The 16,872-nt window shown below is 69.2% G+C and carries 16 protein-coding genes; 5 read left to right on the plus strand and 11 right to left on the minus strand.

All coding sequences use genetic code 11. From position 1 onward, the window contains the following. Positions 1–16: 16 nt before the first annotated feature. Complete coding sequence (minC, locus tag ACSFA5_RS20425) at positions 17–787, minus strand: septum site-determining protein MinC (RefSeq protein ID WP_435445853.1); 771 nt, start codon at positions 785–787, stop codon at positions 17–19. A 129-nt stretch (positions 788–916) separates the two neighbouring features. After that, complete coding sequence (locus tag ACSFA5_RS20430) at positions 917–2,200, minus strand: solute carrier family 23 protein (protein WP_435445854.1); 1,284 nt, start codon at positions 2,198–2,200, stop codon at positions 917–919. 241 nt (positions 2,201–2,441) lie between these two features. On the opposite strand from ACSFA5_RS20430, the gene ACSFA5_RS20435 reads away from it, so the two are divergent. Together ACSFA5_RS20435 and ACSFA5_RS20440 are read left to right on the plus strand one after the other, a co-directional pair. Beyond that, positions 2,442–2,942 carry a lysozyme gene (locus ACSFA5_RS20435; protein WP_435445855.1) on the plus strand — a complete coding sequence of 167 codons (501 nt, stop codon included), beginning with the start codon at positions 2,442–2,444 and terminating at the stop codon, positions 2,940–2,942. A 17-nt stretch (positions 2,943–2,959) separates the two neighbouring features. Then, positions 2,960–3,412 carry a lysozyme inhibitor LprI family protein gene (locus ACSFA5_RS20440; RefSeq protein WP_435445856.1) on the plus strand — a complete coding sequence of 151 codons (453 nt, stop codon included), beginning with the start codon at positions 2,960–2,962 and terminating at the stop codon, positions 3,410–3,412. A 21-nt stretch (positions 3,413–3,433) separates the two neighbouring features. Here the strand turns inward: ACSFA5_RS20440 and ACSFA5_RS20445 are convergent, their stop codons facing one another. Next, positions 3,434–3,856: a hotdog fold thioesterase gene (locus tag ACSFA5_RS20445; RefSeq protein ID WP_435445857.1), complete on the minus strand. Its 423-nt coding sequence runs from the start codon at positions 3,854–3,856 to the stop codon at positions 3,434–3,436. Between the two features lie 93 nt (positions 3,857–3,949). Between ACSFA5_RS20445 and ACSFA5_RS20450 the strand changes: the two genes are divergently transcribed. Further along, a complete protein-coding gene (locus ACSFA5_RS20450; protein ID WP_435445858.1) occupies positions 3,950–5,293 on the plus strand; it encodes a hypothetical protein in 1,344 nt (447 codons plus the stop codon). On the opposite strand, the gene ACSFA5_RS20455 is transcribed toward ACSFA5_RS20450, so the two are convergent. The 3 genes from ACSFA5_RS20455 to ACSFA5_RS20465 form a co-directional block, all read right to left on the minus strand. Then, a complete protein-coding gene (locus tag ACSFA5_RS20455; RefSeq protein WP_435445859.1) occupies positions 5,290–6,678 on the minus strand; it encodes a tripartite tricarboxylate transporter permease in 1,389 nt (462 codons plus the stop codon). The genes ACSFA5_RS20450 and ACSFA5_RS20455 overlap by 4 nt on opposite strands. Next, a complete protein-coding gene (locus ACSFA5_RS20460; RefSeq protein WP_435445860.1) occupies positions 6,675–7,136 on the minus strand; it encodes a hypothetical protein in 462 nt (153 codons plus the stop codon). The genes ACSFA5_RS20455 and ACSFA5_RS20460 overlap by 4 nt, the downstream gene beginning before the upstream one ends. 81 nt (positions 7,137–7,217) lie before the next feature. Beyond that, positions 7,218–8,522, minus strand: coding sequence for a hydroxymethylglutaryl-CoA reductase, degradative (locus ACSFA5_RS20465; RefSeq protein WP_435445861.1), 1,305 nt, complete (start codon positions 8,520–8,522; stop codon positions 7,218–7,220). A gap of 119 nt (positions 8,523–8,641) precedes the next feature. On the opposite strand from ACSFA5_RS20465, the gene ACSFA5_RS20470 reads away from it, so the two are divergent. After that, a complete protein-coding gene (locus ACSFA5_RS20470; RefSeq protein ID WP_435445862.1) occupies positions 8,642–10,030 on the plus strand; it encodes an aminotransferase-like domain-containing protein in 1,389 nt (462 codons plus the stop codon). On the opposite strand, the gene ACSFA5_RS20475 is transcribed toward ACSFA5_RS20470, so the two are convergent. The 4 genes from ACSFA5_RS20475 to ACSFA5_RS20490 all read right to left on the minus strand — a co-directional run bounded on the left by ACSFA5_RS20475 (position 10,020) and on the right by ACSFA5_RS20490 (position 14,019). Further along, on the minus strand, positions 10,020–10,808 hold the full coding sequence (locus ACSFA5_RS20475; protein ID WP_435445863.1) for a crotonase/enoyl-CoA hydratase family protein: 789 nt from the start codon (positions 10,806–10,808) through the stop codon (positions 10,020–10,022). The genes ACSFA5_RS20470 and ACSFA5_RS20475 overlap by 11 nt on opposite strands. A gap of 74 nt (positions 10,809–10,882) precedes the next feature. Next, positions 10,883–12,130 (minus strand): metal-dependent hydrolase family protein, encoded by a 1,248-nt coding sequence (locus ACSFA5_RS20480; RefSeq protein ID WP_435445864.1) that lies wholly within the window; start codon positions 12,128–12,130, stop codon positions 10,883–10,885. Continuing rightward, positions 12,127–12,636, minus strand: a complete 510-nt coding sequence (locus ACSFA5_RS20485; protein ID WP_435445865.1) for a GAF domain-containing protein — start codon at positions 12,634–12,636, stop codon at positions 12,127–12,129. Before ACSFA5_RS20485 ends, ACSFA5_RS20480 begins: the two co-directional genes overlap by 4 nt. A gap of 15 nt (positions 12,637–12,651) precedes the next feature. Next, entirely contained in the window at positions 12,652–14,019 is a 1,368-nt protein-coding gene (locus ACSFA5_RS20490; RefSeq protein WP_435445866.1) for an MFS transporter, read from the minus strand. Between the two features lie 113 nt (positions 14,020–14,132). Here ACSFA5_RS20490 and ACSFA5_RS20495 point away from each other — a divergent pair, with 113 nt between their 5' ends. Next, on the plus strand, positions 14,133–15,047 hold the full coding sequence (locus tag ACSFA5_RS20495; protein ID WP_435445867.1) for a LysR family transcriptional regulator: 915 nt from the start codon (positions 14,133–14,135) through the stop codon (positions 15,045–15,047). A 13-nt stretch (positions 15,048–15,060) separates the two neighbouring features. Here the strand turns inward: ACSFA5_RS20495 and ACSFA5_RS20500 are convergent, their stop codons facing one another. After that, complete coding sequence (locus tag ACSFA5_RS20500) at positions 15,061–16,872, minus strand: feruloyl-CoA synthase (protein WP_435445868.1); 1,812 nt, start codon at positions 16,870–16,872, stop codon at positions 15,061–15,063.

The following is a 16,872-nucleotide window of genomic DNA, read 5'->3' on the forward strand; positions in this document are numbered from 1 at the left end:
CGGTCCGTGAGGGGGCTCAGGGAATCGGGTCGATCGCTAGTTTCTTGCCGTCCAGGCGCACCTGGGCCGATTTTCCCAGCACCGTGTCGGGCAGCGGCACTTCGTTCGTGCGATAGATGCCGGCAATGGCCACCAGCTGCGCTTCCATGCAGGTCGAGAAGATCCGCGCCTCGGTGTTGCCCCGCGCGCCGGCAATGGCCTTGCCGCGCAGGGGGGCGTACACGTGCACGTTGCCGTCGGCAATGACCTCGGCGCCGAAGCTCACCACGGCCGTCACCACCACGTCGCCGCCGCGGGCGTAGATCTGCTGGCCCGAGCGCAGCGGCTTGTCGATCAGCAGCGTGCCGTTGGCCGGCACCGGCACCTCGCGCACGATCTGCGGGGCTTCCGACACCGGGGCCTCGGCCGGCGGCGCAGGGGCACGGGGTGCGGGGGCTGCCGGCATGGCGGCCACCGAGAGGCCGGCGGCGCGTGCCGCGGCGTTCTGCCCGGCGTTGCCGCCGCGCACCGCGATCGGCTGGGTCTGGTGGCGCGCCAGCAGGCTGCGCAGCGCGGCAAAGTCGATGTCGGCGGCGGCCTGGCCCTCACCCTGTGCGTCCTGCAGCAGGGAGAGATCGATGACAACCGGCTCCTGCTCGAAGAAATCGGGCGAATCCGCCAGCTGTGCGTCGAGCGCCTCGGCCAGCACGTCCAGGTCGGACGTCTTCAGGATCACTGCGATCAGCGGCAGCGTGGCGCTCTTGAATTCGAAAACCGCCTTGGTGCGCGCGGCGGAGACATCGGCCATTGGAAAACGTCGGTGCGAAAAGCGTTGGAGTCTAACGGGCGCGGGCCGAACCCCGGCCACCCGCCTTCGCTTCGAACCCCCCGGACAACACTTCTTTCATGAGGTTGCACTTTTCCGGCGCGGGCCGTGTCAGTTCTTCGAGCGCCCCAGCAGCGCGTAGAGAACGATCGCGCCGAAGGTGGCGGTACCGATGCCGCCGAGCGCGAAGTCGCCGAACTTCAGGGTGAAGTCGCCCGTGCCGATGATCAGCGTGATGGCCGCCACGATCAGGTTCCTGTTCTGCGAGAAGTCGACCTTGTTGTCGACCCAGATCTTGGCGCCCGCAATGGCGATCAGGCCGAACACCACGATGCTCACGCCACCCATCACCGGCAGCGGAATGGCCTGGATCAGCGCGCCGAACTTGGGGCTGAAGCCCAGCACCAGCGCGATCACGGCCGCCACCACGAACACCGCCGTCGAGTAGATGCGCGTGGCCGCCATCACGCCGATGTTCTCGGCATAGGTGGTCACGCCCGTGCCGCCCGCGGCGCCGCTCACCACCGTGGCGATGCCGTCGCCGATGAAGGCGCGGCCCATGTAGGCGTCCAGGTTGCGCCCGGTCATGGCCGTCACCGCCTTCAGGTGGCCGAGGTTCTCCGCCACCAGGATGATCGCCACCGGGGCGATCAGCAGCATCGCGTTGGCCGTGAACACCGGCGCCGTGAAGGTCGGCAGGCCGACCCAGGCCGCGTTGGCGATGCCGCTCAGGTCCACCGGCTTGCCCAGCCCCAAGCCGTTGGTCAGCACGGCATAGACCACCGTGGCCAGAATCAGCCCGATCAGGATCAGCAGGCGCTGCAGCATGCCGCGCGCGAACACCGCCACCAGGCCCACGCACAGGAAGGTCACCGCCTGCATCCACGCGTCGAAGTTGCTGGCCGCCATGTTCTTGATCGGCACGCTCGCCAGGTTGAGCCCGATCACGGCCACCACCGAACCGGTGACCACCGGCGGCATGAAGCGCTCGATCCAGCCGGTGCCGATGGCCTGCACCAGCGCCCCGATCAGGATGTACACCACCCCGCAGGCCACGATGCCCCCCAGCGCCACCGCGATGTTGGCGTTGGGCCCCTTGCCCGCGTAGCCGCTGGCCGCGATCACCACGCCGATGAAGGCGAAGCTCGAGCCCAGGTAGCTGGGCACCTTGCCGCCGGTGACGAAATAGAAGATGAGCGTGCCGATGCCGCTCATCAAAATGGCGATGTTGGGGCTGAAGCCCATCAGGATCGGCGCCAGCACCGTGGCGCCGAACATGGCGATGACGTGCTGCACGCCCATGGCCCCGGTCTGCAGCCAGGGCAGTCGCTCATCGGGCCCGATGACCGCGCCGTTGGCCAGCGCGGACGCGGGTCGTTCTGTCCAGTTGAACATTGCTTGTCTCCTCTTGTTGGTGGTGTGTGCTCGGTGGCCAGGACGCCCTGGCTTGCCCGGGGCGTGATTGTGGGTGAGGAAACGGGGGCTGAACATCCGGACGAGCCGCAAGGGGCCGGATCCCGACAGCGCCCGACCAACGTGAACCGGCAATTTGCGGCCGGACCGTGACGAATTGGTTTTGAGGACGCAGAGGATGTTCTTAGCCTTGCGTGCTCACACCATCAAAACAGGAGGAAAAATGGCCAACGAGACCATGAGGATGAGCGCTGCCGGCATGTCGGAACTGCGTCGGCGCGAGAGCGTGGTGCTGCACTACTACAACGACAGCGCAAACAACTGCACCTTTGGCGCCGGCACGCTGGCGCATCTGGGCGGCTGTACCGGCGAGGAGCTGGCCCGTACTGTCACGGTCGCCCAGGTGAATGCATCGCTGGCCGGCCGCGTGGCCTCTGCCGAGGAAACGGTGCGGCGCCGGGTAACCCGCCATTCACTGACGCAGGAGCAGTTCGATGCACTTGTGAGCTTTACCTTCAACGCGGGAGCCACCGTTGCCCGGCGAACGCTTGATGCAGCGGATCGCGGAAGCCACGCCGATGTGGCGACGAACATGACCCATCATGTGTTCGTTCACCCCAGGGACGGCCACGGTCGCCGAGGACCGGCGGTCAGATCGACCGGGCTCGTGAACCGCCGCCGTGAAGAGGTCGCGCCCTTTCAGCCGGCCGCGGCGCCCCGGTGAACGTGGCACGCTTCGCGATGTCCTTGTGGCTCGCGGCCCTGGGCTTTTGCGCGTCGACGCACGCACGGGCGCCCCATGGATTTGTCAAAACACCTACGGCGCGGGAGGCGTTTTTCGAACTGTCCCGGCGCAGCAAGCTGCCCGAAGAAGAACTGGTCCGCCTCACCGCAGATTGCGCCGCCAGCCAGCAGAGCATGTACTTCTGCGCCTACCGTGACCTCGTGTCGGCCGACCTGGCGCTGCGACGCGTCATGGCGGACAAGGGGCGGCAGTTTCCCGCCTGCCAGCCGGCAATGGACGCCGGCATCCACCGCTGGGAGGTCAAGCGCGACAAGACGTGCGCCCGGCGCGCCGCCAGGGAATGGCGCGGCGGTTCCATGGAACCCACGGCGCGCAATCTCTGCCTCGCCGCCAGCACCGGGACCATGGCGCGGCAGATGGAGCGAATGAGCGCTTGCCCGCGCCCGTAGGCATGTCGCCGTCGCCGCCGCTCAGCGCGGCTGCAGCACTGCCATCGTGATGCGCGACACGCAGGTCAGCTCGCCCGCCTCGTTCGTCAGGTCGATCTGCCAGACCTGCGTGCTGCGCCCGCGGTGCACCGGCCGCGCGGTGCCGATGACCCAGCCGCTGGTCACCGAGCGGATGTGGTTGGCGTTGATGTCCAGGCCCACGGCGCGGTCGCCTTCGGGGGCCGAGTAGTGGGCGCCGCAGGAGCCCAGCGTCTCGGCCAGCACCACCGACACGCCGCCGTGCAGGATGCCGTAGGGCTGGCGGGTGCGTTCGTCGACCGGGCAGCGCGCGCGGATGAAGTCGTCGCCCACCTCCAGGAATTCCATGCCCAGCGTGGAGACGGCGGTGCCGACGTGGTTGAGGGTGAGCGCCTCGACGGAGATGTCTTTTTTCCAGATACGCATTCGGTTCTTTCGTGCTGGGTGCCTGTGGGAGTGGCAAAACTATAGCGACGGCGGCTGACAAGGGCAGTCGCCTTTGCGTGTTAACTTGACCCGATGAAGCACCCCGTCCGCCGTTGGCTCCTCGGCATTGCCGCCGTTCTGGTGCTGGGTGTCGGCACGCTGGTGCTGGTGGTGCGCGCCAAGATGCCCACCGACGACGAGGTGGCCGCCATGATTTCCCAGGGCTTCGAAAAGCGCTTCGGCGTGGCGCTGAAGGTCGGCGCGGCCCACTGGGCGCTGCTGCCCACGCCCATGCTGGTGCTGACCGACGTGGCCACCGACCAGCCCCGCCCCATCACCCTGAAGCGCGCCAGCCTGCAGTTGCAGCTGGCGCCGCTGCTGCACCGCGTCGTTGCGCTGGACGATATCGAGGTCCAGAGCCTGGTGCTGCCGCGTGCCTCGGTGCAGGCGTTCAGGGGCAAGGGCCCCAAGCCGCAAGAGGGCGGCAGCCCCGTGGCGCTGCCCGCGCCCTGGAAGCTGGCCGCCGTTCCCCTGGAACAGGTGCGCTGGCGCGACGTGGTCTGGATCGACCGGCGCGACATCGCGCTGGCCTACGACGGCGAGGTCAGCTTCGATGCGCAATGGCGCCCGCGCCAGGCGCGCCTCGAACGCGCCGGCCTGACACCGCCTGCGCGCCTGCGGCTGGACCGCGAGTCCGGCCAGGACCGCTGGCGCACCCGCATCGACGCGGGCGGCGGCACGTGGAACGGCGTCGCCCGGCTGGAGGCGCTGCCCGGCGGCAAGCTGCGCGTGTCGGCTGAGCTGGAGCCGCGCCAGGTCGACATCGAAAGCTTGGTGCAGGCCTTCGACCGCCGCACCTCGCTGGCCGGCAAGGTGTCCGGGCAGACCACGCTGACGGCCGAGGCGGACGCGGTGCAGGACCTGAGCGCGCTGATGCGCAGCCTGCACACCCGCACCACCTTCACCGTGCAGCCCGCCACCCTCACCAAGCTGGACGTGGTCAAGGCCGTGAGCACCGCCGGCATCAGCCGGGGCGGGCGCACGTCGCTCGACCAGCTCACCGGCACGCTCGACACCCAGGGCACCGAAGACGGCGTGATGATGCAGTACACCAACCTGAAGGCCCGCTCGGGCGTGCTCACCGCCAGCGGCAACCTGAAGATGTTCAACCGCAAGCTCGACGGCGAGATCGCGGTCGACCTGGTCGACGGCGTGGTGGGCGTGCCGCTGAAGATCGGCGGCACCATGAGCGACCCCGAGCTGTCGCTGACCGGCGCCGCGCTCACCGGCGCGGCCATCGGGAGCGCGGTGTTGCCGGGCGTGGGCACCGCCATCGGTGCCCGGGTGGGGCAGCAGCTGGAGAAGATGTTCGGCGGGGACAAGAAGCCGGTGTCCAAAGCTGCGGCCAAGCCCGCGCCCCGTTCCGCCAGGCCCTAGCCGAACGCCTTGATCACCGCCGGCACCGTCAGCACGGCCGTGTAGTAGCCCATGAACTGCACGCCGGTGTTGAACCCGATGGCGCGCGACAGCAGGCCGCCCAGCAGACCCATCGTGAGGATCACCAGCAGCCCGAGCAGCTGGCCTTCCCACACGCTGATGACAACGATCAGCCCGACGAAGGTCGCGATGATCGCCTCGTGGCTCACCTTGCGCGACACGAACAGCGCGGCGCGGCGCGCGAAGTTCATCGTGAACGGGTAGGCCACCAGCGCCGCGAGCACCACGGCCAGCATGCCGTAGCCCAGGAACTCCCAGTGGCTCAGCAGGTTGTGCAGGTTGTGCGTCTGGCCCGTGGCCGCGTCGATGGTGTACACCGGCGGCGCATTGAACAGCGGCGCCGCAGGGCCGGCCGCCACGGGGCTCAGCGGCAGGCCGATGGCGATCAGCGGGATCAGCGCCTCGGCGATGTAGGTGGCCTCGGTCACGCCGTTGCGCGCGGCCAGCGTGGTGGTGAGCCGGTGGTACGCATGCTTGATGCGCGAGCCCACCAGCTCGCCCAGCACCACCGTCATCGCGACCGGGCTGAAGACGAAGGTGGCGCTGGAGATGGCCGCGGTCGCCACGGTCCACTTCACTTGCGTGCGGTCCAGCACCTTGAACGGATTGGGAAAGTAGCCCGACCAGCCCTTCACGTCCGGCGCCAGCGAAAAGGTGCGCACCGTGTCGCGCCTCATGCGCGCACGCGCCGCAGGCGAGATCACCGAGAACAGGTCGGCCACCAGCGGCCCGATGGCAATGCCCAGGAAGTAGCTGATGCTGAGCTTCACCCCGTACTTGCCGGTGAGCGCCTGCAGCGCGACGATCACCATCACGAACGGCACCAGCGTGGCCACCGAGGCCCAGCGCCCGCTGGAGAACCAGGCAATGGCCACGGCCGCCACCACGAAGATCCACGGCGCCGCCTTGGTGATGGCCGCGCCGTAGGGCGCCAGCAGCACCGCGAACAGCACGGCCAGCGGCACCGCGAGGAAGGCCGCGATGATCGCGCCCGACACCATCTTGCGCAGCGCGATGTGCGGCACGCCCAGGTTGCGCAGCACGTTGGCGTCCTGCAGCAGCGGCGTGGCCATGGTGTCGCCCGGAATGCCCAGCAGCGCGGTGGGCACCGCATGCGTCATGTGCTTGGCCACGGCGGCGGCCAGGAAGAAGGTGAACACGCCCTCCGGCGGCACGCCCAGCAGCACCACCAGCAAGGTGAGCGGCGCGAGCGTGGTGGTTTCGTCGGTGCCCGAGACGAGGCCGATGGCCGCGAACACGATGGCGCCCACCAGGCCCATGCCGGTGGCCACCAGGATCTGGTGGAGCAGTGCGGCGTCGATCATGGTGCGGCTCCTTCGGCACTTCGGGCGGCTTTGGCGCGGGGCTTGTAAGACGCGAACAGGTCGTAGATCTGCAGCTCCTTCATCTCGCGAACCACCGAGGGCGGCAGGTCGTCGACAGAGCCCAGGGTGCCGTGCTCGCCGGCCAGCTCGGCCAGCACCTCTTCGCGCCAGCGCGGATCGGCCTCGGCGCCTTCCACCACCTCGCGCTTGGGCGTGAAGAGCTTCGCGCAGATCACGCCCGAGACCACGCAGCCGCCGAGCCCCGCCAGCATGGCGTAGGCGCGCGCCAGCTCGGGCGTGCTCACCAGGCTCGCGAGCACGCGGCTGGCCACCAGGTAGCCCGTGAGGCTCACCGCGACGCCGATGACGATGGCCCACGCAAGGTGGCCCAGGTCGGCGGTGTCGCCCCATATCTCCACCAGCCGCCAGCGGGCGGGCGTTGCACTGTCTGCGTTCATTTGCGATGTCTCCGTCTGTTGTTATGTGACGCCCGCTGCTGTGGAGGCCGCGGTCCGTGGTGCGGGCTCTCCCGCGCGTGCTTACTTTGTGCGCAGCGCTTCGAGCAGCGCCACGGCGCGGTCGGTGCGCACGTCGTGCTCCGCGGCCATCTGTTTGGCGATGCTGTCGATCTCGTCGCCCGTGGCACCCGCCACCAGTGCGATGTTGCGTGCGTGCAGCGCCATGTGGCCGCGCTGGATGCCTTCGGTGGCCAGCGCACGCAGGGCGCCCAGGTTCTGCGCCAGGCCCACGACCACCGCCACCTCACCCAGTTCCTGCGCCGACTTCACGCCGAGGATCTTCAGCGCCAGCCGTGCGAGCGGGTGCGTCTTGGTGGCGCCGCCCACCAGCCCCACCGGCATCGGCATCTCGATGGTGCCGACCAGCGCGCCCGTGTGGTCCTTTTCCCAGGTGGTGAGCGAGGTGTAGCGGCCGCTGCGGCAGGCATACGCATGCGCGCCGGCTTCCACCGCGCGCCAGTCGTTGCCCGTGGCGACGATCACCGGATCGACGCCGTTCATGATGCCCTTGTTGTGCGTGGCCGCGCGGTAGGGGTCGACGGCCGCGAAGGTGTAAGCATCGAGCACGCCCTCGACGATTTCCTCGCCGCTGCGCTCCTGGGTCTTGAGCACTTCGGGCGTGAGCCGCACGCGCGCACGCGCCAGCCGCAGGTCCGCCAGGTTCGACAGGATGCGCAGGCGCACCGTGCCGCCCGTGAGTTTTTCCACCAGCGGCGACACCGCCTCGGCCATGGTGTTGACCGTGTTCGCGCCCATCGCGTCGCGCACGTCCACGATCAGGTGCATCACCACCATCGCGCCGCGCGGCGTGCTGTCGAACACATGCACCTCGATGTCGCGGCAGCCGCCGCCGAGATCGATCAGCACCTTGTCGCGGCTGTTCGCCACGGCCAGGATCTCGTCGCGTGCGCGCAGCAGCGCAAGCCGCGCGCCGTACGGATCGCCCAGGCCGATCACCTGCACCTGCGCGCGCATCAGCGGGCCGGTGCTCGAGGTTTCGAAGCCGCCGCCTTCGCGCGCCAGCTTGGCCATGAACGAGGCGGCGGCCACCACCGAAGGCTCTTCCACCGCCATCGGCACCAGGTACTCGCGGCCGTTCACCAGAAAGTTGCCGGCCACGCCCAGCGGCAGCTCGAAGGTGCCGATCACGTTCTCGACCATGCCGTTGGCGCGCTCCAGGCCGAGGGCGCCGGGCGCGGCCAGCAGCGCCACCTCTTCGCCGTTCAGCGATGCGGCGCGCGCGATGTGCGCCAGGCGCTGTGCGGGGGTGAGTGCGCGGAAGTTGGGAATGCGGGAGTCGGCGACCATCGTGGCGTGTCTCTTCAAAGGGTGAATTCGGGAGAAGGCAATTTAGGCCGGCTGTACCGCTGGGGGAAGGCACAGTTTGGCGGGACAGTGCGGACAGTGGACTGCCGTTGGCGCCCGCTGTGTCACAGTCCAAACCCATGACGACCATTGCAGATTCGCTCGCCAACGCCCTCGAACGCCAGATCGCGAGCGGCGCCTACAAGGCCGGCGACAAGCTCCCGTCGCTGCGCGAACTGGCGCAGCTGCACGGCTACGCGAAGAACACCGTGGTCGCCGCCTTCGAGCTGCTGGTGTCGCGCGGGCTGGTGGAGCCACGGCGCGGCTCCGGCTACTTCGTGCTCCCGCAACAGGCCGCCAAGCCGGTGGAGGAAGACGCCGGCAGCCTGGGCCGCGCCATGGACATCGTGTGGCTCATGCGCGAGCAGCTCAAGACGCAGCCCGACGCCGTGGCCGTGGGCGACGGCTTTCCGCCGGTCGAATGGCTGGCCGACGTGCGGCTCGACAAGTACCACCCCAAGGTGGTCCGAACGGGGCTCGGCGCGCTGTTCCGCTACGGCAGCCGCTTCGGCTACGCGCCGCTGCGCGACCATCTGGTGCGCAAGCTGGCGGACTTCGGCATCGGCGCGGAGCCCCGGCAGATCGTGCTCACGCACGGCGCCAACGAGGCGATGGACATCGTCATCCGCTACTTCGTGCCGCCCGGCGGCAAGGTGCTGGTGGACGACCCCGGCTACTACCCGCTGTTCGGCAAGCTCAAGCTCGCGGGCGCACAGATGCTGGCCGTGCCGCGCCTGGCCGACGGGCCCGACCTGGAGGCGCTGGAGCGCCTGCTCGTTGCCGAACGCCCGCGCCTGTTCTTCACGCAGTCGATCGCGCACAACCCCACGGGCTCCGACATCTCGCCGGCCAAGGCGTTTCGCGTGCTGCAGCTGGCGCAGAAGCACGACCTGCTGATCGTGGAAAACGATCCGCTGGCCGACTTCAAGCCCACGTCATTGCCGCGCCTGTCCGCGCTCGACCAGCTGGAGCGCACCATCTACATCGGCAGCTTCTCGAAGTCGTTCTCGGCCGCGCTGCGCGTAGGTTTCATCGCCTGCGGTGCCGGCCTGGCGAGCGATCTTGCGGACCTGAAGGCGCTGATCCACGTGAGCAGCTCGGAGTACTGCGAGCGCACGGTCGACGTCATCCTGAGCGAGGGCCACTACCAGCGTCACCTGAACCGCCTGCAGACGCGGCTGGGCGAGGCCACGCGCAACGCGATCAGGCTGTTCGAGTCGGTCGATGCGGAAGTGTTCGCGCGCACGCCGCAGTCGCTCTACGTGTGGGCCGCGCTGCCCGGCGTGGCCGACTCGCTGGCCTTCGCCAAGGAGCTGCTGCCGCGCAAGATCGTGATGGCGCCGGGACGCATCTTCAGCGTCGACTCCACGCAGGTGTCGCGCTGGTCGCGCTTCAACGTGGGTGCCATGGCCGACCCGCGCTTTGCGAAGGCGCTGCGCACCGCGCTGCGCCGGCGCGTCAGCGACTGACGCCGAAGTCACCGTGGCGCCCGGCGCCGCCCGCGAAGCGCGCGGCACCGCGTTCGCCTTCGGCAAAGACGATCGGCACGCCGTGCACGCCTTCGCTGCGCAGGGCGTCGGCCAGCGGCAGGTTCCACTGGGCGCAGGCCGAGGCGCGATCGGCCCGCATGCATTGCTGCGGAAACGCGGCAATCTCGCGCGCCAGTTGCTGCGCGGCGGCCAGCGCGCCGCCGGGCGGCGTGGTGCGGTTGACCAGGCCCATCGCCAGCGCTTCGGCCGCGCCGACCGGGCGGCCCGTGAGGATCATGTCGAGCGCGCGCGCCATGCCCACGGTGCGCGGCAGCCGCACCGTGCCGCCGTCGATCAGCGGCACGCCCCAGCGGCGGCAGAACACCCCCAGCACCGCGTCGTCGTCGGCCACGCGCAGGTCGGCGAGCAGCGCGAGCTCGAGCCCGCCGGCCACCGCATGGCCGTTGATGGCCGCGATCAGCGGCTTCGACAGGGCCATGCGCGTCGGCCCCATCGGCCCGCTGCCGCCGCCTTCGGGGTCGAGCTCGTTGCGCAGTGCCGGGTCGCTCACCGCGCCCAGGTCGGCGCCGGCGCAGAAGTGGCCGCCCGCGCCGGTCAGCACCGCCACGCGCAGGGCGTCGTCGGCCTCGAAACGCTCGAAGGCTTCATGCAACTCGGCGGCCATGGGGCCGTGCACCGCGTTGCGCTTGTCCGGGCGGTTGAGCGTGATGGTGCAGACGGTGCCGTCCGTGTCGAAGTTCACGTGGTGGGGGGCCATGCGCGTTTCCTTTCGCGGCCAGCCTACCTCGGGGATCGCCCGGCGTCATCGTGGGAAATGCCGGGGCTGATGCGTCACGCCAGCTCGTCGAACTGGACCACCCCTTCCTTCATCACCAGCGGAATGCGCTCGCCCTGTCCCAGCAGGCAGGCGACATCGCGCAGCGGATTGCCGTCGACCACCAGGATGTCGGCCAGTGCGCCCGGCACCAGGCGGCCCAGGCGCTCGGGCATGCCCAGCACCTCGGCGCCGATGGTGGTGGCGCTGGCAACGGCCTCGGCCGGCGACAGCACCTCGGCGCGCAGGCGGAACTCGTCGCTCTGCAGCCGCTGCGACTCGCCCAGCAGGTCGGAGCCGAAGCCCATCTTCACGCCCGCCGCCTTGTAGATTTCCAGCGAGCGCAAGCCGGCCTCGCGCACGTCGGCCACCTTGGCCACGCTGTCTTTCGGCAGGCCGAAGCGCTCGCCCTCGTTGGCCAGCGCGTCGTAGGTGACCAGCGTGGGCACCACGTAGGCGCCCAGTTGCGCCATCAGCGCGGCCGTGGGCGCGTCCACGAGGTTGCCGTGCTCGATGGTGCGCACGCCGCAGCGCACGGCCCGCGCAATGGCCTCGGCCGTGTAGGCGTGCGCCATCACGTAGGTGCCGCGCGCGCGGGCTTCCTCGACGATGGCGCGGATCTCGTCCTCGCTGTAGCCGAAGGCGCCGACCGGGTCGGTCGGCGAGGCCACGCCGCCGGAGGCCATGATCTTGATCTGGTCCGCGCCCATCTGCAGCTCTTCGCGCACTGCGCGGCGCACCGCGTCCACACCGTCGACCACGCGCGCCAGCGCACCCACGCGCACGCAGGTGGGGCAGGGTGCGTTGGGGTCGAGGAAGTCGGTGCGCGCGCGCATGTCGCCGTGCCCGCCGGTCTGGCTCAGCGCGCGGCCGGCAACGAACAGGCGCGGCCCTTGCGCCAGGCCCGACTCGACCGCCTGCTTGAACGCGAAGCCCGCGCCGCCCGCGTCGCGCACCGTGGTGAAGCCGCGGCGCAGCATGCCGCGCAGCATGGGCACGCTGCGCAGCGTGACGAGCACGTTGGGCATGTGCACCTGCCGCGCGAGGTTGAGCTCCACGGCGATCACGTGCACGTGCAGGTCGATCAGGCCCGGCATCACCGTCTTGCCCTTCACGTCGATGACGCGCGCGGTCTGGCTGTACAGCGGCGTGTCGGAAACCTCGCGCACCACGCCGTTTTCGACCAGGATGTCGCGGCCCTCCAGCAGCTCGTGGTGCTGCGGATCGAGCAGGTGGGCGTTCTTGAAAAGTACCGCGTTCGTCATGCCATGGTCTCCTTGGACTGCAGCGCCATCACGGCCGGCACCGCGAGTTGCGCGAACACGCGCGCGGGTTCGATGTGTTGCGTGCCGTACCAGTTTTCTTCATGCAGCAGGTTGAGCGTGCCCAGCGTTTGGCCCTGCCAGCGCAGCGGAATGTTCAGCACGCTGCGGCAGCCCAGCGAGTCGATGAGCGCGTGGTCGTAGAACACCTCGCGCAGGTCGTCGGCGTTGCGCCCGATGTAGGGCAGGCCGCGCTGCATCACCTGCTGCATCCACGGCGAATCGGTGACCGGCTTGCGCCCGCCCACCGGGTAGGCCTCGCGCATGTTGGTGTAGATGCGCTCGGACTCGCGCTGCGCGCGGTGGTGCACCAGCACGGTGAAGAGCCGATGGCCGATGGTGGCCGCCAGCGCCGCGTCGATCGCGTCGAAGGTAGCCTGCGGCTGGTGCGTGTCTGCGTGGGCGCGTGCCACGGCCCAGAGCGATGTGTCGAAGGAAGTCGGTTGCATGGATGTCGAATGTCTTCAGGAAAGTTCGGCCGCGGCAATGTCTTCGAGCGAGCGGCCGCGTGTCGGGATGCCCATGAACGTGACGGCCGCCGCGCCCAGCAGCAGCACCGCCGTCGTCATGCCGAACACGCCCGCGAAGCCCAGCGTCGGGTAAATCAAGCCGACCAGGATGGGCGACGTGATGCCGCCGATGCGCCCGATGGCCGATGCCAGGCCGGAACCGGTGGCGCGCACATGGGTCGGAAACACCTCGGGCGTATAGGCGTACACGCCCGCATAGGTGCCGTTCATGAAGAAGGACAGCAGCACGCCGGCCACCATGATCTGCGCGTCGCTGTGGGTGAAGGCCAGCCCCAGCGCAGAGAGCCCGCCCAGCAGCATGTAGCTCACGATGGTGGCCTGGCGGCCGATGCGCTCGTTGAACCACGCGGCCGAGAAGTAGCCCGGAATCTGCGCCACGTACATCACCAGCGAATAGCCGAAGCTCTTGGTGATCGTCATGCCGTTCTGGATCAGCAGGCTCGGGATCCATGTGAAGAACGAGTAGTAGCTGAAGGTGATCGACAGCCACATCAGCCAGGTCATGGTGCTGATGCGGATGAGCTTGTGCGACAGCAGCGTGGCGTAGTTCTTCAGCAGGCTGCCCCGGCTAGTGCTGGGCGGGGGCGCGGCCACGTCTTCGGCGTTGAGCACGGGCAGTGCATGGCCGCGGCGCACGTGGTCCGACTCCATCGCATCCATGATCGCCTCTGCTTCGAGCGTGCGCCCCTGGCTTTCGAGCCAGCGCGGCGACTCCGGCAGCGCCCGGCGCCACCACAGCAGCAGCACCACGGGCGTGGCGGTGATGAAGATCACGATGCGCCAGCCCTCGGCAAAGGCCGGCACGATGAAGTAGCCCAGCAAGGCCGCGGCCACGAAGCCGAACGAGAAGAAGCCGGCCAGCGCCCCCGTGAAGGTGCCCCGGTAGCGGCGCGCCACGAATTCCGACAGGTAGGGCGCGATGATCGCGCTCTCGGCACCGGCGCCGAAGCCGGCCACGATGCGCAAGCCCAGGAACACGGTCCAGTCGTTCACCATGCCGCTGAACAGCGACGCCACGCAGTAGATCGCCAGCGCCGACATCATCACCTTGCGCCGCCCGACGAGGTCGCCGAACGAGCCGGCGGCCAGCGCGCCGAAGAAGAAGCCGATGAAGTTCGCGCTGGCCAGCACGCCGACCTGCACGCTGCTCAGGCCCCAGGCCGTGCGCAGCACCGGCAGCACGAAGGCAATGACGGCGGCGTCCATCGCATCGAAGGTGTAGCCCAGTCCCCCCATCAGAAGCAGCCGGCGATGAAAGCCGGAGAAGGGCAGGCGCTCGATGCGGGCCGACAGCATGGTCATGGGAATCCCTCAGCTCGGGTGAGACGACGAAACGATGCAGAAGCGCCAAATCGTAGGATCGGAGGGATATAACGGCAAATTTATACGTGTGATTGTGTTTATAGAGCCCGTGAATGACCTACCGCACCGCCGACCTCAACCTGCTGAAGGTGTTCGAAGCCCTCATGACCGAGGGCAACGTCACGCGCGCCGCGCGCAAGCTGTCGCTGACCCAGCCCACGGTGAGCAATGCGTTGCGCCGGCTGCGCGAGACCTTCGACGACCCGCTGTTCGTGCGCAGCGGCGCGGGCGTCAACCCGACGCGGCGTGCCATCGACCTGTGGGAGCTGTTGTCGCAGTCGCTGCATGCCATTCGCGGCACGCTGGACGTCGAGCGCTTCGACGCCCTGCGCAGCACCGCCAGCCTGAGCATCGCCATGTCCGACTACGTGTCCAGCATCGTGGTGCCCCGGCTGGCCCGCACGCTGGGCGAGGCCGCGCCGTCGATGCAGATCCATGCCATTCCCAACATGCTGGTCGATTTCGGCAAGGTGCTGACCGACAACAAGGCCGACTTCGCGATCAGCGTCTACAACGAGGAGGTGCAGCGCCCGGCGTTCCTGAAGTCGCGGGCGCTGTGGTCGCCCGATTTCGTGTGCTTCATGCGCACCGGGCATCCGCTGGCGCGGCTGGAGAGGATTCCGCTGAAGAAATTCCTGGCCGCGCGCCATGTCGACGTGAGCCTGGTCGGCAAGACCGCGCCCACCTACGACCTGTTCCTGCGCAGCCGCGGCCTGCAGCGCAACCTGGTCTCGACCGTGAACCACTACGGCGCCGCCTACGAGGTGGTGCGCCGCTCCGACCTGATCGCCGTGCTGCCGTGGTCCGCGCGCTTCGAGCCGGCGCGCCTGGCCGGCCTGCGCAAGGTGCCCGTGCCGCTGGAGGCGCCGCCGCGCATCATCGAGCTGTTCTGGCACCAGCGCCACGAGACGTCGGCGCTGCACCTGTGGCTGAAGAACACGCTGCTCGACCTGTTCGAGCAGCGGTGATGCGCCGGCACGCTCAGCCGCGCAGTCGCACCACCTGCGGGTCGTCGTGCGTGGCGGCATGCAGCCGCGCCACCTCGGCCGCGCGCCGGTTCAGCACCGCGCGCTGGTTGATGTAGCCCTTGTCCGTGATCTCGCCTGCGTCCAGGTTCGGCGGCTCCGCCAGCACCAGCGCGCAGGTGGGGCACTGCGAGGAGCCCGCGCCCTCGTCGCGCAACGCGCGCAGCACGCCGGCAATGCGCTCGCCCAGGGCTTCGCCAGAGAGCGATGCGGCCTGCGGACTGGGAAACACCAGCATGCCGATTTCGTCGCGGTCATGCCCGGTGAGCACCACGTCCTGCACGTGCGGCGCCAGCAGCGACACCAGCTTCACGCGCAGCGTGCCCACCGACACCCAGGTGCCGCTGGAGAGCTTGAAGTCTTCCGCCACGCGGCCGTTGAAGATCACGCCGTGCGCGGGCTCGCCCGGGTTCGCGAGGAAGCCGGCGTCGCCGATGCGGTAGTAGCCCTCTTCGTCGAAGGCCTCGGCGGTTTCGCGCGGGGCGTCGCGGTAGCCCGGGAACACCGAGACGCCCTTGACGCGCATTTCCAGCTTCTCGCCGTTGGGCACGAACTTCAGCTCCAGCCCGGGCAGCGGCGCGCCGATGCAGCCGGCGCCATCGAGCTTCCAGTGCGCCGAGGTGATGGCGGGCGAGGTCTCCGTCGCGCCCCACGAGGTGGTGAGCCACAGCGGGCGCGCGGGCCGCACGCGCCGCGCCACGGCCTCCAGCCGCTGCCACGTGGAAGGCGCCAGCGCCGCCGCCGCATAGAAGGCCAGCCGCAGGCGCGAGAACACCTCGGCGGCCAGCGTGTCGTCGGCCTCCAGAGAGGGCAGCAGCATGTCGAAGCCGCGCGGCACGTTGAACAGCAGCGTGGGCTTCACCTCGCGCAGGTTGCGCACGGTCTTCTCGATCAGGCCCGGCGCGGGCCGGCCCTCGTCGATGTAGAGCGCGCCGCCGTGGCACAACACCATGTGCAGGTTGTGGTTGGCGCCGAAGGTGTGGCTCCAGGGCAGCCAGTCGACCAGCACCGGCTTTTCCTGCGACAGGAAGCGCCAGGTCTGCGCCACCATCTGCTGGTTGGCGCACAGCATGCGGTGTGTGTTGATGACCACCTTGGGCTTGCCGGTGGAGCCGGAGGTCAGCAGGTACTTGGCGTGGGTGTCGGGCAGCACTTGCGCAAAGGCGTCCATCACCGCGGGCGTTTCCCTTGTGGCCAGCAGCCGCTCGAACGCCATCGCATCCGGATGCGCGTCGGCGTTGCGGCTGAACACCGTCACCGCTTCCACGCCGCAGCCCGCGAGCGAGCCGCCGTAGACCCTGGCGTCGGATGCGTAGATCAACCCCGGCTTCAGCGCCTGCAGCATGCCGTGCAGCCGCGACGGGTCTTTCGCCATGCGCGAGTAGGCGCTGGACAGCGAGCACGCGGTGCGCCCGATGTGCATGGCCGCGAGCATCAGCACGGCATGGTCGATGGCGTTGTCCGAGAGGATCACGATGGGCTGGCCCGGCGGCAGCTTCAGGTCGAGCAGGCCCTGCGCGACCGCGCCCACGGCGTGCCGCAGCGCGCGGTAGTCGAGTTGGCGCCAGCCTTCGCCGGTCTCGTCGCGTTCGGCGAACGCCAGGGCATCGGGCGTCTCGCGTGCCCAGCGCTCGATCCATTCGCCGATGCAGCGCGCATAGGGCTTCAGCGCCATGGGAGAGCGCAGCGCGAAGGAGCCGTCGTCGAAGTCGATGCGCACCGTGCGGGGCGGGGCGATCAGGCTTTCGTCATTCAGGAAGTCGGTCAT

Source organism: Variovorax monticola (assembly GCF_051216855.1).
Taxonomy (GTDB): Bacteria; Pseudomonadota; Gammaproteobacteria; order Burkholderiales; family Burkholderiaceae_C; genus Variovorax.